Genomic DNA, 25,664 nt, shown 5'->3' on the forward strand with positions numbered 1-25,664 from the left:
AGGAAGAATAGGATGAACAAAAGAAACGAAAGACAAAAGAAGATTAGAAATTTTTCTATTATTGCGCATATTGATCATGGAAAATCAACACTTGCGGATAGAATTTTAGAAAAAACTAAAGCAATAGAAAGTCGAGAGATGAAAGCACAGTTACTTGATTCAATGGATATCGAACGTGAACGTGGAATAACGATAAAACTAAATGCAGTTCAGTTGAGATATACAGCAAAGAATGGCGAAGAATATATCTTTCATTTAATTGATACACCGGGGCATGTCGATTTTACTTATGAAGTATCAAGATCATTAGCGGCTTGTGAGGGAGCTATTTTGGTTGTTGATGCCGCTCAGGGAATTGAGGCTCAAACATTAGCTAACGTGTACTTAGCGTTGGATAACAACTTGGAAATAATACCCATAATAAATAAAATTGATTTACCGGCAGCAGATCCGGAAAGAGTAAAACATGAGATTGAAGATGTAATAGGGCTACCAACCGATGATATAGTTCTTGCCTCTGCTAAAGCGGGAATAGGTATTGATGAGATACTTGAACAAATCGTCGAATATATACCGGCTCCAACCGGGGATGCCGATGAGCCGTTACAAGCACTTATCTTTGATTCTCTATATGACGCATACCGTGGGGTCATTGTTTCTGTACGTATAAAAAACGGTACGGTAAAAGTTGGTGATAAAATTAAAATGATGGCAACCGGAGGTGTCTTTGAAGTAACAGAGGTTGGAATTCACACACCTAAAGAACAGATTGTTGAGGAATTGACAGCCGGCGATGTAGGATTTATTTGTGCTTCAATTAAAAATGTTAGTGAAACACGAGTTGGGGATACAATTACATTGGCAAATAATCCGGCTAAATCAGCATTGCCGGGCTATAGGAAATTAAATCCTATGGTATTTTGTGGATTATATCCTATAGATTCAGCTAAGTATAATGATTTACGTGAGGCATTGGAAAAATTAGAACTTAATGATTCGGCATTACAATATGAAGCTGAAACATCTCAAGCACTTGGATTTGGTTTTAGATGTGGATTTTTAGGAATGTTACATATGGAAATTATTCAAGAACGTATAGAGCGTGAATTTAATATTGATATTATTGCAACGGCACCATCGGTTATTTATAAGGTTGAACAAACCGACGGTACGATGATTGATGTTTCAAATCCGTCAGAAATGCCGGATCCACAAAAAATTAATAAAATTACAGAGCCATTTGTCAAGGCAAGTATTATGGTTCCAAATGATTATGTTGGGGCGGTAATGGATTTATGCCAAAAAAAACGTGGTATTTTCTTAAATATGGAATATATTGACGATACGAGAGTAAATATTACTTATGATATTCCGCTATCAGAAATTGTTTTTGATTTCTTTGATCAGTTAAAATCTAATACAAAAGGATATGCATCATTTGATTATGAATTAACAGGATATAAAGACAGCAATCTTGTAAAAATGGATATTCTTTTAAATGGTGAACAAGTTGATGCTTTAAGTTTCATTGTTCATAGAGAGTTTGCTTACCAGCGTGGTAGAGTAATTGTAGAAAAACTTAAAAAATTAATTCCAAAACAGCAGTTTGAAATTCCTATTCAGGCAGCTATTGGTAATAAGATTATCTCTCGTGAAACTATTAAGGCGATGCGTAAAAATGTTCTTGCAAAATGTTATGGTGGTGACATTAGTAGAAAACGTAAGCTGTTAGAAAAACAGAAAAAAGGTAAAGAACGTATGAAAGCTGTAGGTAGCGTAGAAGTACCCCAAGATGCTTTTATGGCAGTTTTAAAAATGGATGAAGAATAATGAGAATCACACCTAGAGGAGTTTATATACACATACCGTTTTGTAAGTATATCTGTTCATATTGTGATTTTAATAAATTTTATATTCAACGCCAACCTGTTGACAAATATATTGATTGCTTAATAATAGAGATTAATAATATGCCGAACGTAAAAAATATAGAAACAGTTTATATCGGTGGTGGGACACCAAGTGCTTTGAATAATGAGCAACTGCATCGCATACTCACAGCATTAAGGAAAAAAATTCCACAAGAATTAACAGAATTTACATTTGAGGCGAATCCGGAAGATTTGACGGATTCTCGCGTGGCATTGATAAAAAACTATGGTGTAAATCGTGTTAGTATGGGAGTACAAACTTTTAATAATGAATTGTTAAAAATCTTAGGACGCGGTCATGTTGCTGACGATGTAGATACGGCTATTGCTAACTGCAAAAAATATAATATAGAAAATATTAACGTTGATTTAATGTTTTCGTTACCTAAGCAAACTATGGAAGATTTATATAGCAGTATGAAAAAGATATTAGATTATAATATTAGCCACGTATCATGTTATTCTTTGATTTTGGAACAAAAAACCAAATTATATAATCAAGTTCGGGATAAAAAGGTTATACTGCCGACTAATGAAACAGAAGAGAAAATGTATCGTGCCGTTATTGATTATTTAACGGCTAATGGCTATAAGCAATATGAAATTAGTAATTTTGCTAAAAAAGGCCATGAAAGTATTCATAACAGTAATTATTGGCGTAATTTAGAATATTATGGGCTTGGTGCCGGAGCTCATGGGTATGTAGCCGGTGTTCGTTATGCAAATCAAGGAGCGTTAAAATTTTATATTGACAGCATAGAAAGAAAAGGTCATGCTAGACGTGAAGAAAATATTGTATCTTTAAAGGAACATCTTGAAGAAGAAATGTTTTTAGGTCTTAGATTACTTGACGGTGTTGATATGAAATACTTTAAAGAACATTATGGTAGTAATATTGATGAGGTGTTTCCCGCTGCATATAAAAATAATATTAAGCGAGGATATTTGGAAGTTATAGATGGGCATCTTCGCCTTACCAATAAAGGGCTATTTTACGGTAATGATGTATTTTCAGATTTTTTACTTGATTGATAGTAATATTGGAATGAAGAATAATTGTATTTCATTCCAATATTCAAAATAGCAGAAAGGAGAATAATATGCAAGAAAAACGAATAAAACAGTTATTATTGAATTTAAATTCAGAATTTAATTTTAATCTACGGTATGGCAAAAATTTTAAAATGGCATTTTCACATTCATCATATACTAATGAACACAGGTTCGCTAAACATATTAGTTATGAACGTTTAGAATTTTTAGGAGATGCTGTTGTAGAAGTTGTCACAAGTGAGTTTTTATTTAAAAAATTTCCTACATTGTCGGAGGGTGAACTTACCAAACTGAGAGCTTCTATTGTTTGTGAAAAAACATTAGTTAAATATGCCTTATCTTTAGGTTTAGATAAATGTATTTTTCTGGGAAAAGGTGAAGAAAAAATGGGCGGAAGAACACGTCCTGCCCTGCTTGCTGATATATTTGAATCTTTTACAGGAGCATTATATTTAGAAACTAATTTAAGTTCTGTCAGGGTGTTTTTAGAAAATACTCTATATACGGAAGTAAAGGATTACGAATATCACAGCTTTGTTGATTATAAAACTATATTACAAGAATTTATATCGAGAGAAAAAATGGGAACGATAGAATACAAAGTAATAGATTCCAGCGGACCATCACATTTAAAAACTTTTACTAGCAGTGTTACTATTGAAGGGGAAAATTTTGGAATTGGTAGTGCAAAAACGAAAAAAGAATCTGAACAACAGGCAGCTAAGCAAGCACTGAAAAAATTAGGAGAAGTACGGTAATAAAAAGAAAGGAGGTAGGATATGAAATTATCACAAGTTGAAATAACGGGTTTTAAATCATTTCAGGGTAAAACAATATTCAAATTTGATAACAATTTGATAGGTGTTGTAGGCCCGAATGGTTCTGGAAAAAGTAATATCATTGATGCTATTAGATGGGTACTAGGAGAACAATCGGCTAAAAATTTACGTGGTAGTAGCATGAAAGATGTTATCTTTTCAGGAACAGAACAAGCTAAAAAGAAAAATTTCGCAGAAGTTTCACTGACTTTTAGTAATGAACAGAGTAATAGAGAAATAAAACGACGTTTGTATCGTAACGGGGATAGTGAATATTTTATTGATAATAAAAGAGCTAAACTGAAAGATATTAGTGATTTGTATCTTGATTTCGGTATTAACAAAGAAAGTTACAGTATTATCACGCAAGGGAAAGTGGAGGATATTATATCTTCAAAACCGATTGACAGACGAGCTATAATTGAAGAAGCATCCGGTGTGTTAAAGTATAAAAATAAGAAGAAAGAAACTAACACAAAACTTGAAAAAACAACGGATAATATTAATCGGCTAAATGATATTTTTTCAGAAATAAAAGAACGTTATATAACGTTGGAAGGACAAAAAAATAAAACTGAAAATTATTTAGCATATACTAAAGAACTTGAAAAAAAGGATATTTTGATTAATATTTATAATATTGATGAGTACAACAAAAAATTAAAAAAAATATTAAATGAAAAAGCTAATGTTCAAAACGAAAAAGAAATCTTTGAAAAAAAGCAAAATGAATTAATAAAGAATTTAGAATATAATAAAAATAGTTTGATGTATTTAGATAAGACATATTTAAAGTATCATAACGAGGAATTGGAATTAGTTCAAAAAAGAGAAAGTACTCAGTCAGAACTGAGAGTTATCGAGGAACGAAAAAACAACAGAAATCTTAGAACTGAAAAATTGGAACAAGATGAAGAATATTTGAGGACAAGAAAGAAAAATTTTGAAATTAAACTAAAAGAGAGAAAATTAACGGAAAGCGAATTATTGGAGAAAATAAAAAAACTGTCTTTAGAAATTTCCAAGTTAGAAAATAAAGATAATAATATATCAGAAATAATAACACAAAATATAGAAGATATTAAAGATAAATATTACAGCCTTACCATAGAAGAAACAAAATTAGAAAATAGTATAGAAACAGCAAAAAGAGATTTTGAAAATTTTGATGAAAATTATAAAAATTTAGTTAGTGAAATTGAAACTTTGGAAAAGAGTTACAAAGAAAAAAATCATAATCTTTCTGTGCTAATTGATGATTTAGGAAGTATAAATAACAAATTAAAAGAGCATGATGAAATTACTTCAAAACTACTTAGTAAAAACATTCAATATTTAGAAGAAGAAAAACAATTTGATGAACAGTTAAAAACAGGATATAGTTTTCATAGTAATTTGATAAATCGCAAAAAATTTTTAGAGGATCAAATTAATAATCTTAGTTTTTACAATATTGGTGTTAAAGAAATTTTGACCAATAAAGATATAATCTCCGGTATTCATAATAGTGTTGCTAATATAATGACAATTGATAATGAATACGCAATCGCTTTGGATATGGCATTGGGATATTCTCAACAAAATATTGTTGTTGATAATGAAAATGTTGCTAAAAAATGTATAGAACAATTAAAGAAAACTAATAAGGGTAGGGTTACATTTTTACCGTTAAATAATATTAAGTCAAAAGTGATAAATAGAGATATTTATAAGATTCTTGTTAATGAAGAGGGTTTTATTAATATAGCAGAAGAATTGGTTAAGGCAGATGATTGTTATAAAAACATAATTTCCTATTTGTTAGGGTTAGTTATCGTTGTGGATAATATTGATAATGCGAATCGCATTGCAAGAAAAATAGGTTTTAAAAATCGTATTATTACCCTTGACGGGCAAGTAATTAATAGTGGTGGTTCTATTACCGGTGGGGCTGTTAACAAAAATAGTAATTCTCTTATAAAAACTAATTCAGAATTAGAAGAGTTAGAAAATAATTTGATAAAAATAAATTCAAAAATTGAAACATTAACTGCAAAATATGAAAACATAGTAAACTTGAACAGAGAAATAGTAGTTAAGATAGATAATGAAAAGAAAAAAAAATCAGATTTAAATCTGAAACAAAAGGAAACAGAACTGAAGATAGAACATTTGAAAAATGAATTAATACCTCTAAATGCCAATATTGAAATAAATAAGAAAAAATTATTAAGATATAAAAATACAGATAGTGAATTTGAAAATATTTCGTTTTTAGTTAAAAAACTAAAAGAAACAAGAATAACTTTAAAAGAATTGAGCGTTGAATTAGAAAAAGAAAAATTAAAAAGGGAAAATGTAGAACTTGAAGAAAATGAATATTTAGAAAAAATAGCAAAGCTTAAAATAGAAAAATCAAAAATAGCAGAAACTTTAAAGTACTCAAATGAAACTATAGAAAATTTAACTGCTGATATTATAGATATAGATGAGCAGCTGGAAAAATTAGAAATTTCTAAGAAAACTGAGATACTTAGTGTTGAAGAAGAAAAAGAAATTTTCGAAAACAATAGTAACCTTATTATTGAATATAATGATAAATTGGATATGATAAAAGGTTTATTGACAGATTTAGATTTTGAGAAAAGTGATTTGTTTAAAAAGGAAAAAGAAATTACACAAGAACAACAAGTTAATAATGAGAAACTTAAGGAAAAAACATTTCATTTTGAGCAACTAACTATTTCTCAAACAAAAATAGAAGTGAAAATTGATGAATTTTTGGAAAATCTGATTTCTAATTACAATGTAACATATGAAAGTGTAAAGGAAAAACTCGGTGAAGAAGATAGATTGAATATTCATATTTATAAAAATGAGGTGGAAAACCTGAAAAAAAATATACTTAATCTTGGAAATGTAAATATGAATGCAATAATAGAATTTGAGGAGATTAAAGAACGCTACGATTTTTATAGCGAGCAAATTACAGATTTAATCGATGCTAAAGAAAAACTTGAGAAAACAATTATAGAAATAGATAAAGAAGTAAAAGAAAGATTTTTAGGAACTTTTGTTCAAGTGACAGAAAATTTTAATAAGATATTTAAGGAATTATTCAAAGGTGGATATGCAAATATGTCATTAGAAACTCCGAATGATATATTAAATACCGGAATTGTAATTGAAGCATCACCGCCCGGGAAAAAATTACAAAATCTTTCGTTACTTTCCGGCGGCGAAAAATCGTTAACAGCAATTAGCTTATTATTTGCAATATTAAAAGTGAAAAATCCACCATTTGTTGTATTAGATGAGGTGGAGGCTGCGTTGGATGAGGAAAATGTAAATAGATTTTCGAAGTTTTTAAAAATTTATTCTACTAATAATCAATTTTTGATAATTACTCATAGACGAGGAACAATGGAAGTTATGGATAAACTTTATGGTGTTACAATGAAAGAAAAAGGTATTAGCTATATATTAGAGTTGGAATTAAAGGATATAGTAGAGAAAGGAGAATATAACTAATGGCAAGTTTTTTTGAAAAGTTAAAAAATAAGTTTGCTAATAAAGAGGAGCTAAATGAAGAATTAATTTCTTTGGATGAGTACGAAGAGTTTGTTGAAACGCAACTCGTTACAGAAAAATTTAAAAAAGGTTTGAAAAAATCACGTGATAATTTTTCGAATGCACTTAATAATTTAATAAGTTCTTATAGGGAAATAAATGAAGAATTTTTTGAAGATTTGGAAGAACTTCTTATACAGTCCGATGTAAGTTATAATACTGTGTTGGAGCTGGTTGATTATTTAAAAGAAGAATCACAAAAAAGAAATTTAAAAGAACCCAGTGAGCTTCAAGATATGATTATTGAAAAATTAGTTGATGTGTATATGGAAGGAACAGTAAAGTCGGAATTAAACTATGCACAAAATGAAGAATTAACAGTTTTCTTATTTGTTGGAGTAAATGGAGTGGGAAAAACAACATCAATAGGAAAATTAGCTCATAATTTGAAAAAAGAAGGGAAAAAAGTTCTAATTGCTGCCGGGGATACATTTAGAGCAGGAGCGATTGATCAGCTTGATGTTTGGGCAAAAAGAAGCGGTGCTGATATTATAAAATCACATGAAGGTGCTGATGCGGCAGCAACGATTTTTGATGCTATTCAATCGGCAAAGGCAAAAGGATATAATGTTTTATTATGTGATACAGCGGGGAGACTTCAAAATAAAAATAATTTGATGAAAGAGTTGGAAAAAATAGTTAGAGTTATAAAAAAAGAAATACCGGAAGCTCCGCATGAAGTATTGTTGACTATTGATGCAACAACAGGTCAAAACGGAATTTTACAAGCAAAAACTTTTAAAGAAGTCAGTGATGTAACGGGGGTAATCTTAACGAAATTGGACGGAACTGCAAAAGGTGGAATTGTAATTGCCATAAAAAAAGAATTAAACATTCCTGTGAAATTAGTTGGTCTTGGAGAAAACATTGATGACTTAGAAGTATTTGATCCTGAACAATATATTTACGGTTTATTTTATAAGGAAAAAGAAGAAAATTCAAAAGAAAATGAAAACGAGTAAAAATATATAATTTATATTTTGAAAAAGACTATTCCAAAGGGGTTAATTTGTTATGAAAGTTCCTAATATTAAAGTTAGATAAATAGTTTATAGGTATCAAAGTTTGTTTTACAAAAATTTTTATCATTCAGTAAATTTTGAGAGATGACTTTCTAGAATTATGCTTCAAGGAATCATAATTTTTGAATCATCTCTTTTTTGAGCAAAATACTAGATGAGTATTTATATATAAAGTAAAATATTAGTAGTGATAGGAAATTTATTAATAATAAAGGAATGATAGAGATGAAAAAAACGTTTGAGCAACATTTAGAGAATTTTACTGAAATAACAGCAGAAATTGCCTTAGAAAAAATAAATACAGAAGATAAATTCATTTTGTTTATCGGAAGATCAAGTTGTCCTTTTTGTAGAAAGTTTATGCCAAAACTCAGTGAAGTAGTGGTTGAGAATAATTTTAAGGCATATTTTATTAATAGTCAAAATTCTGATGATATAGTAAATATAGAAAAATTAAGAGAAAAATATTCAATCAAGACAGTTCCGGGACTTTTGGTAGCAAAGAATAATGTAGTAAAAGTTGTGTGCAATTCGGGATTATCAAAAGAAGAAATAAAAGAATTTATTAATTAAATTTAAAAACTACCATAATAAGAGTGTTTCGAAAGAGATACTCTTATTTTTTTATTTAAAAAACGGAATAATTATTCGAAAAGTGTAAAAAGTAAAAAATAAAAAAAATTTTTTAATAATTACCATAAAATAGTGGAAAAAAGTGGGGAAATGTGGTAAATTATAGAAGTAAGGTGGTGAAAGTAGTGTTTATAGGTCAATATAATAATAAAATGGATTCAAAAGGAAGACTTAGTATCCCAATAAAATTTCGTGAAGTGTTGGGAGAAAAATTTATTATAACAAGAGGATTGGACTCTTGTTTATTTGGCTATTCACTACAGGAGTGGCAAAAAGTTGAAAGTAAAATAAAATCACTACCTATTACTAAAAAAAATGCTCGTACGTTTCAACGATTCTTCTTTTCCGGTGCAGTCGAAGTTGAAATTGATAGACAAGGAAGAATAAATATACCTAATTCACTGATAGAACATGCAACATTAAAAAAAGAGTGCGTAGTAAATGGTTTATCAAATAGAATAGAGATTTGGGATAAACAACGTTGGGAAAACTTACTTATTGAAAGTGAAGAGAGTGTAGAAGAGATTGCAGAAGAATTGGAAGATTTTGATTTTTAAAATGGAGAATTTAGATGTTTAAACATTATAGTGTGTTATTGAATGAAGCGGTAGACGGGTTAAATATAAAAGAAGACGGAATTTATGTTGATTGTACTTTAGGGGGTGCGGGGCATAGTTTAGAAATTCTAAAGAAGTTAACTACCGGAAAACTCTATGCTTTTGATCAAGATAATATAGCATTAGAAAATGCAAAGGTAAAATTGGCTGATTATAGTGATAAAGTTGTCTTTATAAAATCGAATTTTGAATATTTAAAAGAAAAATTATCGGAATTGGGTGTAGAAAAAGTAGACGGTATTTTATATGATTTAGGTGTTTCATCTCCTCAACTGGATACTCCGGAACGTGGATTTAGTTATAATTATGATACACGACTGGATATGAGAATGGATACAGATGCAAAAATCAGTGCATATGAAATTGTTAATGAGTATAGCTATAATGATTTGGTAAGAATATTTTATCGTTATGGCGAAGAAAAATTTTCAAAGAAAATAGCACGAAATATAGAAAAAAAGAGAGAAATTAAGCCAATAGAAACAACATTTGAATTAGTAGATGTGATAAAAGAATCAATTCCTGCGGCAGCACGCAGAACCGGCGGACATCCGGCAAAACGTATCTTTCAGGCGATACGGATAGCCGTGAATAACGAATTATCGGTTTTTGAAAATTCACTGGAACAAGCTATTGATATAGTAAATGTAGGGGGGCGAATTTCTGTTATTACATTTCATTCACTGGAGGATCGTATTTGTAAACAAATTTTTAATTCTTATGCTAAAAATAAAGATATTCCAAAAAATCTTCCAATATTGCCACAGGACAGTTTGGCAAAATTAAAAATAATTACTAGAAAACCTATTTATCCAAGTAATAAAGAATTAGAGGAAAATAATAGATCACGTAGTGCAAAACTTAGAATAGCACAGGTACAAAGTTAAAATGTTAGGGGAAATAAGAAAAAATGGCAACACTAAAAGTATACAGTAGAGAATATGGTACAAGAAAAGTTCAGGAAAAAGTAAAATTTAATTTGTTGGAAAAAGCAACTTACGGAATTTTTATAGGAGTTATTTTACTTGCTAATGTAGTTATGTTAAACTATAAAGGAGAGTTATATTCTTTAAAAAGTGCTCAGCAAAAAAATGAAGTGGTAATCTCAGAAAAACAAAAAGATAATAATGAACAAAAGGTTGTTATTAATAATTTATCATCATATGAGAGAGTAAAAAAAGTAGCAGAAGCACTGGGAATGAAAATTCAAAAAGATAACACAAAGGTAGTGAGATAATTGAAGAAAAATTCTAAGAAGAAATCTGTAATAAGTCTGTTTATAGATAGAGAAAGTCTGGAACGAAAAGACCATATCTCGAGGGGAAGAACAAAAATTGTATTTTTATTCATTTTTGTTTTTTTCTTTGTATGGGTTGTAATAATAAACATAGGACAAATGATGTTGATTGGAAGTGTTCGTGGTCATAATTTAATGGAATTAGCTGATAAAAAATATAAAATAGATACTAATCTTCAACCTAATCGCGGGAAAATTTATGATAGAAACGGTAATATTTTAGCGGATAACATAGAATCATATAAACTTGTTGCAGTTGTTTCCGATAAAGCAACAGAGGATAATAATGATCCTCATCATGTTGTAGATGTTGATAAAACTGCGGAGGAATTGGCTAAATTTATAAAATTAGATAAGAGCAAAATAAAAGAAATTCTTGAGAAAAAAGGTGTCTATCAGGTAGAATTTGGAAGTCAAGGTAAAGATATAAGTGTAGAAAATAAGAAAAAAATAGAAGAACTAAAACTTCCCGGGATACAGTTTATAGCAACCACAAAACGTTATTATCCAAACGGCAGTATGTTAGGAAATTTTTTAGGATTTGCTCAAAATTCACCGGATAGCGATTTAATAACGGGTAGATTAGGTGTAGAAAAAACTTTTGACTACTATCTAAGAGGTAAAGAAGGTCATATCACCTATGCTAAAGATGCGTGGGGGAAGGTTGTATCAAATATTCCTAAGGTTGAGATTAAGCCGGTAGACGGTGCGGATATACATTTAACAATTGATAAAAATATTCAAAGTTATATAGATAATAGTTTAAAAGATATTCAAGAAAAATATAAACCGGAAAGTGCTTTTGCTATAGCGGTGAGCGCAAAAACCGGAGAAATATTAGGTTTGGGACAAAGCCCTGCATTTAATCCTAATACTCAAGAAAATCTTGAACATGCTTGGGCAAATATATTTTACAATTCAGCATATGAACCCGGTTCAACGCTTAAAACATTTACAATGTCTATTATGGTAGAAAATAACCTGTATAATCCTAATAGTTACTACAAATCTGGTTCGTACAAAGTGGAAGATGCAACAATTTATGACTGGAATAAAACAGGATGGGGAACTATTACTCATAGACATGGATTTCAACAATCTTCAAATACTTTAATGTTAACCCTTCTTCAAGGATTGGGAACTGAAAAATTAAAAACCGGCTTAGAAAACTTCGGTTTTGGGAAATCAACCAATTCATTATTTAATAATGAGGCATCGGGAGATTTGGTATTTAACAACAAAGTTTCCGCTTCTACAACAGTCTTTGGACAAGGTAGTACGGTTACGGCTATGCAGATGATCCAAGCGGAAACAGCAATTTTAAATGACGGTCAGATGCTGGCGCCATATTTTTTACAAAAAATTCATGACAAAACTATTAATAAAGATGTAAATATTGGTGGTAAAAAAATAGTAGGAACACCAATATCAAAATCTACAGCTGATACCATGAAAGAAGAATTGTATGGTGTTGTTAATGGACAATGGGCACAAGGTGGTAGAAGATACCAAGTTGATAATTATAGTATTTCAGGAAAAACGGGAACCGCCGAGGTGGTTGATCCTAAAACCGGTACTTATTACAAGAGTCCATATAAAGTTTTTCATTCATTTTTAGGCTATGCACCGAGCGAAAATCCTGAAGTAATTTTGTATGTTGGAATGAAAGTGCCAACTAAAAATTTAGGAGAAAGTAACGCAAAAGCTGTATCAGAATTATTTAAACCAATAATGGAAAATACTCTGAATTATTTGGATGTCAAGAAAAATTCTGAAGAAAAAATGGAAGAAAAATTTACCATGGATAATTATGAAAACAGCAATGTAAACGCAGCTATTACTGGGTTAAGTGCTAAGACAAAAAACGTAATTACAATAGGGGAAGGGACAACTGTAACTAGACAATATCCATCAAAAGGGAATATATTTAAAAAAGATGATAAAGTATTTTTAGTATTATCTACAGAAAACATAAAACTGCCTAACTTTAAGGGGTGGTCAAAAACTGACGTATTAGCTTATGCTAAATTAGCAGGACTTAATATAGAGGTTGAAGGAAATGGATATGCGACAAGTCAAAATATTCAAGCACAGAAAATAGTAACAAAAAATGAAAAAATAAAAGTAAAATTTAGTTAGATATTAATTGGTTGGGTTAAATTTCTTAACTTGGCTAATTATATAAGGAGATAATAATGGATAATTTATTTATCAAAAAGGCGGTTATATTTTTAGCGATTGCTTTTTTGCTAACAGTATTGATGTTACCTAAACTTATTAGGTATTTACATTATTTAAAATTTGGTCAGGAAATAAGAAAAGAAGGACCGGAAAGTCATAAGCATAAAAAAGGAACGCCTACAATGGGAGGAATTTCTTTTATATTAGCAATTATAATTTCTTTGATAGTAGCATCGTTTGTTGACTTTCAGAATTTCAAATATTATTTACTGTTTATTTATACAGCAATATCATTTGCATTGATTGGCTATATAGATGATATGTTGATAGTTGTTAAGAAGAAAAATGACGGTCTGTCACCTAGGAAAAAACTAATGTTACAAATATTGTTTTCGGTAGTATTCTATGTTTTAATTAAAATTATATATGTTGATATAAACTATATAGAAATACCATTTGTAAATTATCAATTAAATATATCTTGGTTGTATGTATTATTTGTTATATTTTGGCAAACCGGCTTTTCAAATGCTGTAAATTTAACAGATGGTTTGGATGGTTTAGCTTCCAGCGTGACTATTATTACTACTTCCACATTTGCTTTGATTGCATACAAAGAAAATAATTTTCCGGTGTTTGTATTTTGTTTAATGATTGTTGGAGCATTATTAGGATTTTTAATTTTTAACAGAAACCCTGCAAAGATTTTTATGGGTGATACAGGATCACTCGCACTTGGTGGAATATTGGCAGCCATTTCTATAATTTTGCATAAAGAAATAGCATTCCTGTTTATTGGCCTGATTTACATATTAGAGACAGCATCAGTAATAATCCAAGTAGCTTATTTTAAAAAAACAGGAAAGAGAATTTTTAAAATGTCACCACTACATCACCATTTTGAATTATCAGGATATGGAGAAGTGAAGACAGTATATTTATTTGTTGCTATAGCTGTAATATCATCAGCTGTTGGATATTTTATAGGAGTAATGTAAAATGAAAGATTTGGAAAATAAAAGGGTATTAGTTCTGGGTTTTGCAAAAAGCGGTTATGCTACAGCAAAAATTTTAAAAAAATTAAATTTTGATGTAATATTAAATGCCAAAGACGATTTATCCAATAATAAAGAAGCACAAGAATTAAAAAACTTAGGTGTAAAAATAGTAGATAGCTCTCATCCGTTATCTTTATTGGAAAATATTGATATTATAGTAAAAAATCCCGGTATACCCTATAAAATAGAAATATTACAAAAAGCATTAGAAAAAGGTATCGATATAATAACAGAAGTGGAATTGGCAAGTACTCTATTTAATGTTGATATGGTGGCAATAACAGGAACTAACGGAAAAACTACAACAACTCAGATGACTTATGATATTTTAAAAAAAGATGGTAAAGATGTTCATTTAGCAGGGAATATCGGATTTCCGGTTATTGAGGTTGCTTATAATTATCCAAATTCGTTAATAGTAACGGAAGTATCATCATTTCAATTAGAGGGAACAATCGACTTTAAACCCTCAATAGCAGCGATAACAAATTTAGGAGTTGGACATTTGGATTATCATGGTAGTTTAGAAAATTATCATAAGGCTAAAAGAAAAATTTATCAAAATCAAACAAAGGAGGATTATTTAATTTTAAATATCAAAGAGAAAGAAAAATTCAATTTAGAAAATATAAATTCAACAGTTGTCTTTTACGATACAAAAGAAAATAATGATGCTGATATTGATGTAAAAAACAAAAAAGTTATTTATAAGGGTATGGAATTATTTGATGTTAGTAAAATAACTTTACCGGGAAACCATAATATAGAAAATGCAATTAATGCTGCATGGATAGCTTATAAAAAAGGTGCAAGCGTAGAAACCATTCAAGAAGTTTTATATAATTTTAAAGGAGTAAAACATAGATTACAATACGTTGGTGAGTATAAAAATATAAAATATTATAATGACTCAAAAGCAACTAATCCGGTGGCAACGACCAATGCTTTATCAGGTTTTGAAAAAAATGTAATTTTATTATGTGGTGGAACTGATAGAGGAATAGACTTTAAAGAGTTAGTGCCTTATTTTAATAAAATAAAGATGATGATTGTTGTCGGTGAAAGTAAAGAAATACTCTATAATCTTGCTGTGGCGAATAATGTAAGATGTGAGCGTGCTGTGAAAATAAAAGACGCCACGATACTTGCAAGTATCTTAGCGGAGGCAGGTGATACAGTATTATTATCATCGGCTTGTGCTTCTTGGGATCAGTATAAATCTTTTGAACAACGTGGAGATGAATTTATAGAAACATTTAATAATATAAAGGATAGATAGATATGAATGCAAAAAATAAAAAATTGCTTTCAAAAATAAATAGCGAAAAAAAACAGACTTCACTAAAAAAAATTAAAAGAAAAAAACATATCGAATTGATTTTGATAACCTCTTTATTTTTAATAGTATTTCTGTTTATTGGTTATATGTTTAGCCCATATACAAAATTAAAAAATATAAATGTTTCGGGCTATAATCAAACGACAGAAGAAGAAATATTATCTGCAGGAGCGGTTGATACAAATTTAAGAACTTGGTCAATAAAAGATGATGAAATAGCCAAAAATATAAAAAATAAATATAATATTTTAAAAAATGTTAAAGTAACTTCAAAAATGCCGAATAATATAACTATTGAAGTGGAAGAATATAAACTTGTTGCACAAAACAAGAAAGAAGATGGGCAGTATGAAGTTATAATGGAGAATGGTGAAACTTATAATGGTGAAATTAGAAATAATTATAGTTTGCCAATTTTAGAAAATTTTAAAAATGATAGAACAAAAGTTTCAGCAGTATATAATAATTTGGCACAATTAAAAGAAGAAATATTAAGCGAAATTTCAGAAATAATTAATGATGAAGGGAAAGAAACTATTACTATTTATATGAAAGATGGTCAAAAAGTAAAAGCATTAAGCTCATCTTTTTCTGAAAAATTAAATTATTATGACAGCATGGCTAAATATATTAAAGATAAAAATAAAACTATATTAAACTTAGTTAATGGAGCATATTTAGAAACTGAAAAAACGGATAAAGAAAAAACAAAAAAAATAAAAGATTTGTTAAGTAAATCCGGTAACGGTGAGTACACTGTAAATAGTGACAATAGTAATTTCAGTACAAAAAATAATACTTTAAAAAATTCAGATGACAATAAAGAAAATAGTACAGAAAAAAGGTCAGCTGAAACAGATACAAAAAAAAATCAAACAAAGTCGCAAAAACAAAAAAAATCTAAGAAAAAATCATATAATCCATAAAAAAGATTGAAGATAGAGAATAAAAAGTATTATCTATTTTCAAATCTTTTTGTTTATAAGAAAGAAGATATTAAAGCCAAATTTTATAGTATTTTAAAATTAAATAACTACTAAATAAATTTTTTATTATAAGAAACAAATAATTTAATAAATTTTAATTTTTTTATTGTTTTTGATATTTTTTTTTTGAAATTTGTGTTATAATTTAGTATGTGTAAATAGAATTGGCGAGTATTTACAATTTTATAAATTATATAACTAGAAACATAAGGAAGGAGTGTTTGACTTGAGTTCACAATTATATACTTCGATTGATCTGGGTTCATCTAGTATTAAGGTGATTATAGCAGATGTTGTATATGAAAAATTGAATATTCTCGGTGTCGGTGTTGTAAAGACTACTGCAATTAAGCGGGGAAATATTATTGATGTTGAGTCTGCAACAAGAGATATTCAAAAAGCGATTGATATTGCTAAAAGTGAAGCTAATAAGGATATACGATCATTATATGTAGCTGTTCCAAGTATACACACTCATATAAAAAAAAGTGTAGCGGAAATTAAATTTGATACAAAACATGACATAGATGGTAGAGATATAGAAGAGGTAATAGAAGAAGCAAAAATATTACCGTTGCCTAGGGAAAGAGAAGTAGTTCAAGTGATACCGGATTATTATCGACTTGATGATATTGAGCGTATTAGAAAGCCGAAAGGAATGACGGTTCATAATTCTTTTGAAGTGACGGGGAATAGAGTATTAACTTCTAAAACGCATCTTCATACTATTTATAAGTGTATAGAAAATTTGAGATTGGACTGTAATGAAACATTTTGTACATCACATTCATTAGGAGAATTGCTTCTAAATGATGAAGAGAAAGATTATGGTTCGGTTATTATTGATATAGGTGCAGGACTTACAACCGTCAGTTATTTTGAAGATGGAATACTTCAATTATCGCAATCAATAGAGTTGGCAGGTGAAGATATTACCAGAACTATATCTGATGTTTTAAACGTCCCAATGAAAAGAGCGGAAGAAATAAAGGTAACACAAGGACATGCTTTTTATGATACTGCATCTTCTCAAGTAGTGATAGAACTTGAAAATTTAGAGCCGGATGAAGAACCGTATACTCAAAAAGAATTAGCAGATTACATAGAAGAAGTTGTTGAGGAAATTATTTTACGTTCATTTGATGCTTTACGAAAAGCGGGGATAAACAGAGTAAAAGGTAACGTTGTTCTGACAGGTGGAACAACTCTTATGCCCGGCGTTTTGGAATTGGCAAAAGATATGTTGAGAAAAATGAATGTCAGAATAGGATCGCCTAAAATTATAGGTGCAAATTCACCTGAACTTTCAGTAGTTGTCGGTACTTTAACAAGTAGTTACAAAATTGAATCATTATTTGGTTATCAATTGGTAGACGAGGCTACTACGATAAAAGATACTAATACAACATTTGAAAATGTAAAGGTTATAGAAGAAATACCAAGAATGTCGGCATCTGAAGAAACTTCAAAGGTGACCGATAATGTTCATGCGGAAGAATATCATGAAGATAATGAAAAAGAAAACAAAGAAAAAGGAATATTTAGTAAATTAACAAAAATGTATAATTCATTTTTTGAGTAATAATTTAGGAGGAAATATAAATTATGTTAGAAGCATTTGATCAATCAGCAGTAATTAAAGTAGTTGGAGTCGGTGGTGGCGGTGGAAATGCCGTTGATCGCATGGTAGAGAGCGGAATTCAAAATGTAGAATTTATTGCGGTAAACACAGATGCACAAGCACTAAGACGTTCTAAAGCAGATGTAAAGATTCAAATTGGTGAAAAATTAACTAAAGGTCTTGGAGCAGGAGCGAATCCTGAAGTAGGGCGTAAAGCGGCTGAAGAAACTAAAGATAAAATAGAAGCAGCGTTAGAAGGTGCTGATATGGTATTTGTCACTTCCGGAATGGGAGGGGGAACCGGTACAGGTGCAGCACCAATTGTAGCAAGTATTGCAAAAGAATTAGGTGCATTGACAGTAGGTGTAGTTACTCGTCCGTTCAATTTTGAAGGTAAAAAAAGACAAGTACAATCAACAGCAGGAATTAATTCATTAAAAGGTGCGGTTGATACGCTTATCGTTATTCCAAATGATAGATTGTTGGATATTGTTGATAAATCTACTCCAATGTTACAAGCATTTATTGAAGCTGATAATGTACTTCGTCAAGGGGTTCAGGGTATTTCTGATTTAATTAATGTTTCAGGTACTGTTAACTTGGATTTTGCAGATGTAAAAGCTATTATGGCAGATCAAGGCTCTGCACTAATGGGTATTGGGGTAGCTTCTGGCGAAAATAGAGCTATTGAAGCTGCTAAGAGAGCTATTTCTTCTCCTTTATTGGAAACTTCTATTGTTGGAGCAAAAGGTGTATTATTAAATATCACAGGTGGACCTTCATTAAGTCTGTTTGAAGCACAAGCAGCAGCTAGTATTGTTCAAGAAGCCAGTGATGATGAAGTAAATATGATTTTTGGTACAGTATTTAACGATGAATTGGAAAAAACAGACGAAATTATTGTTACTGTAATTGCTACAGGATTTGAAGAAGACGGTGTAAGTGTGGAAAGAGATATATTACAACAACGTCCGGCACAACCCGAAGCAAGTTCATTTACTAGCGGTTATGGTAAAAACGAAGTAGAACAAGAAATGTACCCACGTCCAAGAAGACGTGCTAGAAGAGAGATATAATAAAATGAAATAATTAGTATAGGTAAAAATATCTATACTAATTATTTTGATTGTTAGGTTTATAGTGATATGGTACTTTTAGTAACGAACTTTAATTTTAAATTTATGATGAATTGTAAATAAAAATATATCACAAGTGCTTATATTACTTACGATTGGTTTAAAAAATTTGTATATAAATATATAATTTTTATAAAACTCTTGAAAATTGTTAGATAATATAATATAATTATAGCAAGTTTGATAAAGACATGATTATTATAAATTGATTAATAGAGAGAAGTTGGCTGGTGAAAAACTTTATGAGATTGTAGTAATTATCACTTTTGACATTAACAATTATATAAATAATGAGTGCTCTTAGTATGAGTTAAGTGAGGTGGTACCGTGGAATATTTCCGCCCTCTTCTAAATTACTAAGGGTTTTTTAATTTGAAAGGAGCTAACAATGGTAGAATTAAAAGATACTTTATTAATGCCGAAAACAAAATTTCCAATGCGTGGAAATTTACCAAATAAAGAACCGGAATTTTTAAAACGCTGGGCTGAAATGGATTTATATCGAAAAATTTTAGAAAAAAATGCAGAAAAACCAACTTATGTATTACATGACGGTCCTCCTTATGCAAATGGTAATATTCATATCGGACATGCGTTAAATAAAATATTAAAAGACTTTATCGTTAAATATAAAAATATGAACGGATTTTTATCAAATTATGTACCGGGGTGGGATACGCATGGTCTTCCTATTGAACAGGTATTGGTAAATAACGGTGTTGATAGAAAATCTATGCCGGCTACAAAATTTAGAAATAAATGTAAAGATTACGCATTGAAACAAATTGACAAACAGCGTACAGACTTTAAGAAGCTTGGCGTTATAGGAGATTGGGATAACCCATATATTACGTTAGATCCAAAGTTTGAAGCTGAACAAATTCGTGTATTTGGTAAAATGGTAGATAAAGGATATATCTATAAGGGATTGAAACCTATTTATTGGTCGCCATCATCAGAATCTGCTTTAGCAGAGGCGGAAATTGAGTATAGGGAACATACATCGCCATCTATTTATGTGACTTTTGAGTTAATTAGCGAAAATGGTTCAGTTGAAAAAGGAACGAAATTTGTTATTTGGACGACAACCCCGTGGACATTACCGGCTAACTTAGGTATTGCTGTTCATCCGGATTTTGAGTACCAAGTAATTAAACATAATAATGAAAGTTACTTAGTGGCGAAAGAACGCGTGGCATATTTGGCAGATAAATTCGGCTGGGAAGAATATGAATTAGGTGAAGTGTTATTAGGAAAGGATTTGGAATATCTATTATGTAAGCATCCATTCTTAGATAGAACATCTACATTAATTTTAGCTGATTACGTCACATTGGATTCAGGTACCGGCTTGGTACATACTGCTCCGGGTCACGGACTTGATGACTACCTTGTCGGTCAATTACAATATAAACTCGGGGTATTATCACCCGTTGATAATCAAGGTAATTTAACAAAAGAGGCGGGAGAATTTTCAGGACAATTTGTTTTTGATGCTAACAAAAACATCATTGAGCGTTTAAATGAGTTAGGATTATTATTAAAACAAGAAAATATTACCCATTCGTATCCACATGATTGGCGTACTAAAAAACCTATTATTTTCCGTGCAACACCACAGTGGTTTTGTTCAGTTGAGGCATTTAGAGGTCAACTTTTAGACGCGGTGGATAATACTAAATTTTATAGTGAGTGGGGGAAACCGAGATTATACAATATGATTCGTGATCGTGGAGATTGGGTGATCAGTAGACAACGTGTTTGGGGAGTACCTATTCCTGTATTTTATGCTGAAAACGGTGATGCAATATTAGATAATAATGTTATTGAGCATGTAGCCAAAATTTTTGAAACAGAGGGGTCTAATGTTTGGTTCTACAAAGATGCAAAAGAATTATTGCCGAAAGGCTTTACCCATGTAGGAAGTCCTAACGGAGAGTTTACAAAAGAGATGGATATTATGGATGTTTGGTTCGATTCTGGTACATCACATCAAGGGTGTTGTGCATTACGTGACGATTTAACGTATCCGGCTGATTTATATCTTGAGGGAAGTGATCAATATCGTGGTTGGTTTAATTCATCATTAATTACGTCGGTAGCAGTGTCAGGAGTAGCACCATATAAAGAATTAGTATCAGCAGGATTCGTTATGGATGGAAATGGTAATAAAATGAGTAAATCATTAGGTAATGTCATTTCTCCGAACGATGTAGGTAAACAATTAGGAGCGGAAATTATCCGCCTATGGTCAGCAAGTGTTGACTATACACAAGATGTTCGTATTTCTAATGATATTTTAAAACAGGTATCGGAAACATATAGAAAAATAAGAAATACTTTCCGTTTCTTATTAGGAAATTTATTTAACGGTAGCTTTGATAATAGAAAAGATGTATTGCCTTATGCTGATTTAGAAGAATTGGATAAATACATGATTCTTAAATTTGAAAAAGTTGTATCTAATGTTTTAGACAATTATGAAAAATATCAATTTAATACTTTAGTGAATGAATTAGTAAATTTCTTTAATGTGGAGTTATCTTCATTTTACTTAGATTACGGTAAGGATATTTTATATATCGAAGCGGAAAATTCTCATAAACGTTTAAGCATGTTGACAGTATTATATACAATTTTAAATAAATCTGTTCGATTATTGGCGCCTATTTTGTCATTTACTGCAGAAGAAATTTATGATAATATGCCTTATGAAGATGCGGAATCTGTGCATTTATTGGATTTTCCTGTTAAAAATGTAATCGTTGATGATGTATTAGAAACGAAGTGGGATAAATTATTAAAAGTAAGAGATGATGTAAATAAAGCGTTAGAAGAAAGTCGTAATGAAAAAGTAATCGGTAAATCATTAGAAGCAGCTGTAGAAATTTACAGTGATAATAAAGAAATAGTAGAATTGTTGAATTCTGTAAATAATTTACACCAATTATTTATTGCAAGTAAAGTAGTAGTTAAGGAAAATGACGGCGTAAACTATGATTATTCACAAGTTAAAATAACAAAAGCAAGCGGTGAACGTTGTGAACGTTGCTGGAATATTGTTGAAACTGTTAATGAAGAACATGTTTGTCATAGATGTGAAAGTATTTTAGCATAGTGTTATAAAAAATAAAGGTTAAGAATTTTAATAAAATTTGCTTATTATTAGTATTAGGAAGTAATTCATTGATTTGAGAATATACTTTAAAATATTTTTTCAAAATTTAATTTAATGAACTGTGAGGGAGCAACTTAATAAAATCTATTTTTAATGAAAAATTGGGTGTATAATAATTAGTGTGGATAAGAAAAATCCATACTAATTATTTTTTTATTTTTAAAAAGATGATTAGAACTAAATAATTGTACATTTAATTACTAAAAAAAGTCTAATCAATAAAAGACTAGACTTTTTGGTAAAGATTATCTAGTTATTAAAATAAAACACCTATCATACTTGCCGGTAGATAAAATAAGTTTTAAAATTAATAAAAAGATAACTTATGCACTCTAGTATGAATACAATATTAATATAACATTAGTAAAAAGGAAAAGCAAGTATTCCTATATCAAACTTGCAGACGGAGAAGACGCTAGCTCTATTGTTTTAATTATTTAAGTAGGTAATAGTTTTAAAGTGCGTTTATCGGTCGAACATTATAGAAATATAATGTAAAGTTGTTATAAATAACAAACAGTATTAAAAGAAATAAAAAAAAATTTATAATTTCAAAAAATGTATTAACAAAATATAGTAAATGTACTATAATATAAATATAAGATAGAAAAAATAAAAAAAGAAGAATTAGCCAAGCAACTACCAATCACAGACTAATTCTTCAAATTTAAAGGATTCAATTAACAAGTAATTGAATAAGTTAATTTTAAATTATTTTTTCTAACTTGTCAATAAAAGCAATTAAGGAGAAAAAAGTAATGTTAGAATTAAAATTTAAACACAGAGGATATAATAGATTAGTAGAAATACAAGGAGATACATTTCAAGAAATGTATTATGAATTAAATCAAATGTTAAATTCAATGGAACCTACATTTCAAGAAGATAGATTTATTGAAGATTTAGAACAATTTGATAATGAATATTATAAAAAATTGTTTGAAGAAGATTCGGAAAAAGCGAATGAATATTGGAATTTAATGAAAAAGTTTATTTGTGAAGGAAATTATAAAGATTTTATAGATGATATTTTTTTATGGACAAGATATTAAAGATTATTTAATTCAGTATCATAATGTATATTATTTTGATGAAATAGTAGAATATGATAATTTAAAATATAATTATAAAGATTTAGATAGAGTAAATAAAAAGTTATTATCTACAGGAAAAGTAAAAGTAGATTTTAATGAAAGATTATATACAGAAGATGTTAAATTATATGAGCAATTAGAAATAAAACTTGAAGATAATTAGGCTAGAGGGTAAGGTGTAAAAGCCTTATCCTTTTTTTATTTGCAAAATTTAACGTAAATACGATATAATAAAGTAAATTAGAAAAAAGGAGTTTTTAAAATGGATAAAGAAAAAAGAAATAAGCGAGATAGAGAACTTTATAGAAATAATGAAGAAACTAAGAAAAAAAGAATATATACGAATTTGAAAAGTGGTTCAAAAAGATTTTTAGAAATGGCTACAGATGAACATTTATTAGAATTAGAAAAATTATTAATTCAGGAAAAAATATCTAGAAAATTATAAAAAACACTTGACAGAACAACGTAATTACGTTATAATATAAATATAAGTTAGCTAAACAACAATAAATACAAGCTAACAAAAAAATAATTTCAAAGGAGTTTTAAAATGTTAATACAAAAAGAAAAATTACAAGTAGGAGAAATTTTATCAAGTTGTTGGGGATATGAGCAAACAAATTGCGATTTTTATCAAATTGTGAAAATGACTGATAAAAGTATTTGGATTCAGGAAATATGAGTGGAAAGAACCCCTTATAATTATATGAGTTATGAAGTAAAACCAGTAAAAGATAATTTTAAAGAAGATTCGAAAATAATTAGAAAAACAATTAAAGATTATATAAAATTGAATGATTTTCAGTATTTAGACCATTATAATGAAGGTGAAGTATTAATAGAAAGTAAATATTATGGGTCTACAAAATATAGGACTGATGAAGAGGAATAAGAGTTTTGAACTCATATTCCTCTTTTTTTAAAAAAGAGGAGAAAAAGAGAAATTAGGATGGTTAAGTCCTAAGCAATATAGAATTAAACATATGACTGTATAAATATAAAAAGATAGCGTAGCAGTCATTACAACTACTACGCTATCCTAAGTCTAACTTTTTGGGGTCAGATCAGTGTAGGGGTTATTTTTTGTTTTTAAAATAAACATTTTGAGGTATTTCTGTTATTTAGGAAATTTTAAAAAAAGGGATTTACCTTGCACCTTATATAATGTACAATATAAATATAAGGAGGTGAGAAAGTGAGTAAGAGAAAAAAAAAGAAGATCTTAATCAAGAAATTCTAGTTAAAATTTCGATAGTCTTAGCGATTGCTCAAATAGTCAAGACGTTAGTAGAATTACTTGATAAAATCTTCTAAATTATCATAAGGGAAAGGAGCTTAATAACAGCTCCAAGTACCCCTATTACTCACATTATAGCATGGGTAAAGAAAAAATACAAATGTTAATATTGCTATTAGGAATTGCAGCAACTATAATTTCAATAATTTTAATATTTACTTAGGAGGATTTATGATAGAAAAAGTAATAGAGGATATAGAAAAATTATTTAATCTGAAAATAACTGATTATAGAATATCAAAAGATACTGGAATTGCGTTAAGTGTTATTCAAAATTATAGAAGTGGAAAATATTCTATTGAAAATATGACTTTGAAAGTTGCTAAAAAACTTCACGTATATTATTTGGGAAAAAATAGAAAATAAAAAGAGAATAAAAAATGTAAAAATTAGAAAATAAAAAGTTATATTATGCGAATGGTAATAAAAAGTAAAAATTTGTAATGTAGAATTTGATGAAGAAGATTAGAAAAACAATTAAAGAATATATAAAATTGAATGATTTTCAGTATTTAAATCATTATAATGAAGGTGAAGTATTAATAGAAAGTAAATATTATTAAGAGAGAGTGTAAAAACTCTCTTTTTTAATTAAAACAATTTTTTAAAATATATTTTTCTAAATTTTTTATTTAAAAACTAAAAAACTAAGGTAAAGAAAATATAAAAAGTATATAATGTGTTAAAATAAAAGAGAAAGCCCAACCCAGTTTTTTCCGGAGCTAGAGCAAAAACAGGAAAAGAGAAAATAAAATTACGGTTTTATGCCGTAAAATAGCAAAGCGATAGAA

At 29.2% G+C, this 25,664-nt stretch carries 22 protein-coding genes; all 22 read left to right on the forward strand.

The window, feature by feature from the left end:
* Positions 1-12: 12 nt before the first annotated feature.
* Positions 13-1,830, forward strand: coding sequence for a translation elongation factor 4 (gene lepA / locus AXE85_RS03505; protein ID WP_062173151.1), 1,818 nt, complete (start codon positions 13-15; stop codon positions 1,828-1,830).
* Positions 1,830-2,963, forward strand: coding sequence for a radical SAM family heme chaperone HemW (gene hemW, locus AXE85_RS03510; protein ID WP_062173152.1), 1,134 nt, complete (start codon positions 1,830-1,832; stop codon positions 2,961-2,963). Before lepA ends, hemW begins: the two co-directional genes overlap by 1 nt.
* A 68-nt stretch (positions 2,964-3,031) precedes the next feature.
* Positions 3,032-3,742 (forward strand): ribonuclease III, encoded by a 711-nt coding sequence (rnc, locus tag AXE85_RS03515; RefSeq protein ID WP_062173153.1) that lies wholly within the window; start codon positions 3,032-3,034, stop codon positions 3,740-3,742.
* A gap of 21 nt (positions 3,743-3,763) precedes the next feature.
* Positions 3,764-7,312 carry a chromosome segregation protein SMC gene (smc, locus tag AXE85_RS03520; RefSeq protein ID WP_062173154.1) on the forward strand — a complete coding sequence of 1,183 codons (3,549 nt, stop codon included), beginning with the start codon at positions 3,764-3,766 and terminating at the stop codon, positions 7,310-7,312.
* Positions 7,312-8,373: a signal recognition particle-docking protein FtsY gene (gene ftsY / locus AXE85_RS03525; RefSeq protein ID WP_072520497.1), complete on the forward strand. Its 1,062-nt coding sequence runs from the start codon at positions 7,312-7,314 to the stop codon at positions 8,371-8,373. The genes smc and ftsY overlap by 1 nt, the downstream gene beginning before the upstream one ends.
* Before the next feature lie 285 nt (positions 8,374-8,658).
* A complete protein-coding gene (locus tag AXE85_RS03530) occupies positions 8,659-9,006 on the forward strand; it encodes a DUF6568 family protein (protein WP_062173155.1) in 348 nt (115 codons plus the stop codon).
* A gap of 185 nt (positions 9,007-9,191) precedes the next feature.
* On the forward strand, positions 9,192-9,623 hold the full coding sequence (mraZ, locus tag AXE85_RS03535; RefSeq protein WP_062173156.1) for a division/cell wall cluster transcriptional repressor MraZ: 432 nt from the start codon (positions 9,192-9,194) through the stop codon (positions 9,621-9,623).
* 14 nt (positions 9,624-9,637) lie between these two features.
* Positions 9,638-10,570: a 16S rRNA (cytosine(1402)-N(4))-methyltransferase RsmH gene (rsmH, locus tag AXE85_RS03540; protein ID WP_062173157.1), complete on the forward strand. Its 933-nt coding sequence runs from the start codon at positions 9,638-9,640 to the stop codon at positions 10,568-10,570.
* 23 nt (positions 10,571-10,593) lie between these two features.
* Positions 10,594-10,920, forward strand: a complete 327-nt coding sequence (locus tag AXE85_RS03545) for a cell division protein FtsL (protein WP_021752678.1) — start codon at positions 10,594-10,596, stop codon at positions 10,918-10,920.
* Positions 10,921-11,082: 162 nt separating this feature from the next.
* Positions 11,083-13,119, forward strand: coding sequence for a penicillin-binding protein (locus AXE85_RS03550; protein ID WP_231723806.1), 2,037 nt, complete (start codon positions 11,083-11,085; stop codon positions 13,117-13,119).
* A gap of 56 nt (positions 13,120-13,175) precedes the next feature.
* Positions 13,176-14,159 (forward strand): phospho-N-acetylmuramoyl-pentapeptide-transferase, encoded by a 984-nt coding sequence (gene mraY, locus AXE85_RS03555; RefSeq protein WP_062173159.1) that lies wholly within the window; start codon positions 13,176-13,178, stop codon positions 14,157-14,159.
* A 1-nt stretch (position 14,160) separates the two neighbouring features.
* Entirely contained in the window at positions 14,161-15,498 is a 1,338-nt protein-coding gene (gene murD / locus AXE85_RS03560) for a UDP-N-acetylmuramoyl-L-alanine--D-glutamate ligase (protein WP_062173160.1), read from the forward strand.
* A 2-nt stretch (positions 15,499-15,500) separates the two neighbouring features.
* Positions 15,501-16,484: a cell division protein FtsQ/DivIB gene (locus AXE85_RS03565; protein WP_062173161.1), complete on the forward strand. Its 984-nt coding sequence runs from the start codon at positions 15,501-15,503 to the stop codon at positions 16,482-16,484.
* Positions 16,485-16,761: 277 nt separating this feature from the next.
* Complete coding sequence (gene ftsA, locus AXE85_RS03570; protein WP_231723807.1) at positions 16,762-18,126, forward strand: cell division protein FtsA; 1,365 nt, start codon at positions 16,762-16,764, stop codon at positions 18,124-18,126.
* A gap of 23 nt (positions 18,127-18,149) precedes the next feature.
* Positions 18,150-19,241: a cell division protein FtsZ gene (ftsZ, locus tag AXE85_RS03575; RefSeq protein WP_021752684.1), complete on the forward strand. Its 1,092-nt coding sequence runs from the start codon at positions 18,150-18,152 to the stop codon at positions 19,239-19,241.
* A gap of 448 nt (positions 19,242-19,689) precedes the next feature.
* Entirely contained in the window at positions 19,690-22,419 is a 2,730-nt protein-coding gene (gene ileS, locus AXE85_RS03580) for an isoleucine--tRNA ligase (protein WP_062173163.1), read from the forward strand.
* An 818-nt stretch (positions 22,420-23,237) separates the two neighbouring features.
* Complete coding sequence (locus AXE85_RS03585; RefSeq protein WP_062173164.1) at positions 23,238-23,531, forward strand: hypothetical protein; 294 nt, start codon at positions 23,238-23,240, stop codon at positions 23,529-23,531.
* Positions 23,503-23,736 (forward strand): hypothetical protein, encoded by a 234-nt coding sequence (locus AXE85_RS03590; RefSeq protein ID WP_062173165.1) that lies wholly within the window; start codon positions 23,503-23,505, stop codon positions 23,734-23,736. The genes AXE85_RS03585 and AXE85_RS03590 overlap by 29 nt, the downstream gene beginning before the upstream one ends.
* A gap of 99 nt (positions 23,737-23,835) precedes the next feature.
* Positions 23,836-24,021: a hypothetical protein gene (locus AXE85_RS03595; protein WP_062173166.1), complete on the forward strand. Its 186-nt coding sequence runs from the start codon at positions 23,836-23,838 to the stop codon at positions 24,019-24,021.
* A 105-nt stretch (positions 24,022-24,126) separates the two neighbouring features.
* Complete coding sequence (locus AXE85_RS08820; RefSeq protein ID WP_256386956.1) at positions 24,127-24,258, forward strand: hypothetical protein; 132 nt, start codon at positions 24,127-24,129, stop codon at positions 24,256-24,258.
* Complete coding sequence (locus AXE85_RS03600) at positions 24,259-24,468, forward strand: hypothetical protein (RefSeq protein ID WP_062173167.1); 210 nt, start codon at positions 24,259-24,261, stop codon at positions 24,466-24,468.
* Between the two features lie 576 nt (positions 24,469-25,044).
* Positions 25,045-25,239, forward strand: coding sequence for a hypothetical protein (locus tag AXE85_RS03605; RefSeq protein ID WP_062173168.1), 195 nt, complete (start codon positions 25,045-25,047; stop codon positions 25,237-25,239).
* Positions 25,240-25,664: the final 425 nt, after the last annotated feature.

The organism is Gemella sp. oral taxon 928 (genome assembly GCF_001553915.1).
In the GTDB taxonomy this organism is placed as follows: Bacteria; Bacillota; Bacilli; order Staphylococcales; family Gemellaceae; genus Gemella; species Gemella massiliensis.

Excerpts from the sequence above, each read along its gene's own strand:
- rsmH (WP_062173157.1), top strand. The coding sequence starts at position 9,638 with ATGTTTAAACATTATAGTGTGTTATTGAATGAAGCGGTAGACGGGTTA.
- AXE85_RS03530 (WP_062173155.1), top strand. The coding sequence starts at position 8,659 with ATGAAAAAAACGTTTGAGCAACATTTAGAGAATTTTACTGAAATAACA.
- AXE85_RS03585 (WP_062173164.1), top strand. The coding sequence starts at position 23,238 with ATGTTAGAATTAAAATTTAAACACAGAGGATATAATAGATTAGTAGAA.
- hemW (WP_062173152.1), top strand. The coding sequence starts at position 1,830 with ATGAGAATCACACCTAGAGGAGTTTATATACACATACCGTTTTGTAAG.
- ftsY (WP_072520497.1), top strand. The coding sequence starts at position 7,312 with ATGGCAAGTTTTTTTGAAAAGTTAAAAAATAAGTTTGCTAATAAAGAG.
- rnc (WP_062173153.1), top strand. The coding sequence starts at position 3,032 with ATGCAAGAAAAACGAATAAAACAGTTATTATTGAATTTAAATTCAGAA.
- ileS (WP_062173163.1), top strand. The coding sequence starts at position 19,690 with ATGGTAGAATTAAAAGATACTTTATTAATGCCGAAAACAAAATTTCCA.
- AXE85_RS03545 (WP_021752678.1), top strand. The coding sequence starts at position 10,594 with ATGGCAACACTAAAAGTATACAGTAGAGAATATGGTACAAGAAAAGTT.
- murD (WP_062173160.1), top strand. The coding sequence starts at position 14,161 with ATGAAAGATTTGGAAAATAAAAGGGTATTAGTTCTGGGTTTTGCAAAA.
- AXE85_RS03550 (WP_231723806.1), top strand. The coding sequence starts at position 11,083 with ATGTTGATTGGAAGTGTTCGTGGTCATAATTTAATGGAATTAGCTGAT.
- lepA (WP_062173151.1), top strand. The coding sequence starts at position 13 with ATGAACAAAAGAAACGAAAGACAAAAGAAGATTAGAAATTTTTCTATT.
- smc (WP_062173154.1), top strand. The coding sequence starts at position 3,764 with ATGAAATTATCACAAGTTGAAATAACGGGTTTTAAATCATTTCAGGGT.
- ftsZ (WP_021752684.1), top strand. The coding sequence starts at position 18,150 with ATGTTAGAAGCATTTGATCAATCAGCAGTAATTAAAGTAGTTGGAGTC.
- AXE85_RS03590 (WP_062173165.1), top strand. The coding sequence starts at position 23,503 with ATGATATTTTTTTATGGACAAGATATTAAAGATTATTTAATTCAGTAT.
- mraY (WP_062173159.1), top strand. The coding sequence starts at position 13,176 with ATGGATAATTTATTTATCAAAAAGGCGGTTATATTTTTAGCGATTGCT.
- AXE85_RS08820 (WP_256386956.1), top strand. The coding sequence starts at position 24,127 with ATGTTAATACAAAAAGAAAAATTACAAGTAGGAGAAATTTTATCAAGT.
- AXE85_RS03605 (WP_062173168.1), top strand. The coding sequence starts at position 25,045 with ATGATAGAAAAAGTAATAGAGGATATAGAAAAATTATTTAATCTGAAA.
- AXE85_RS03565 (WP_062173161.1), top strand. The coding sequence starts at position 15,501 with ATGAATGCAAAAAATAAAAAATTGCTTTCAAAAATAAATAGCGAAAAA.
- AXE85_RS03595 (WP_062173166.1), top strand. The coding sequence starts at position 23,836 with ATGGATAAAGAAAAAAGAAATAAGCGAGATAGAGAACTTTATAGAAAT.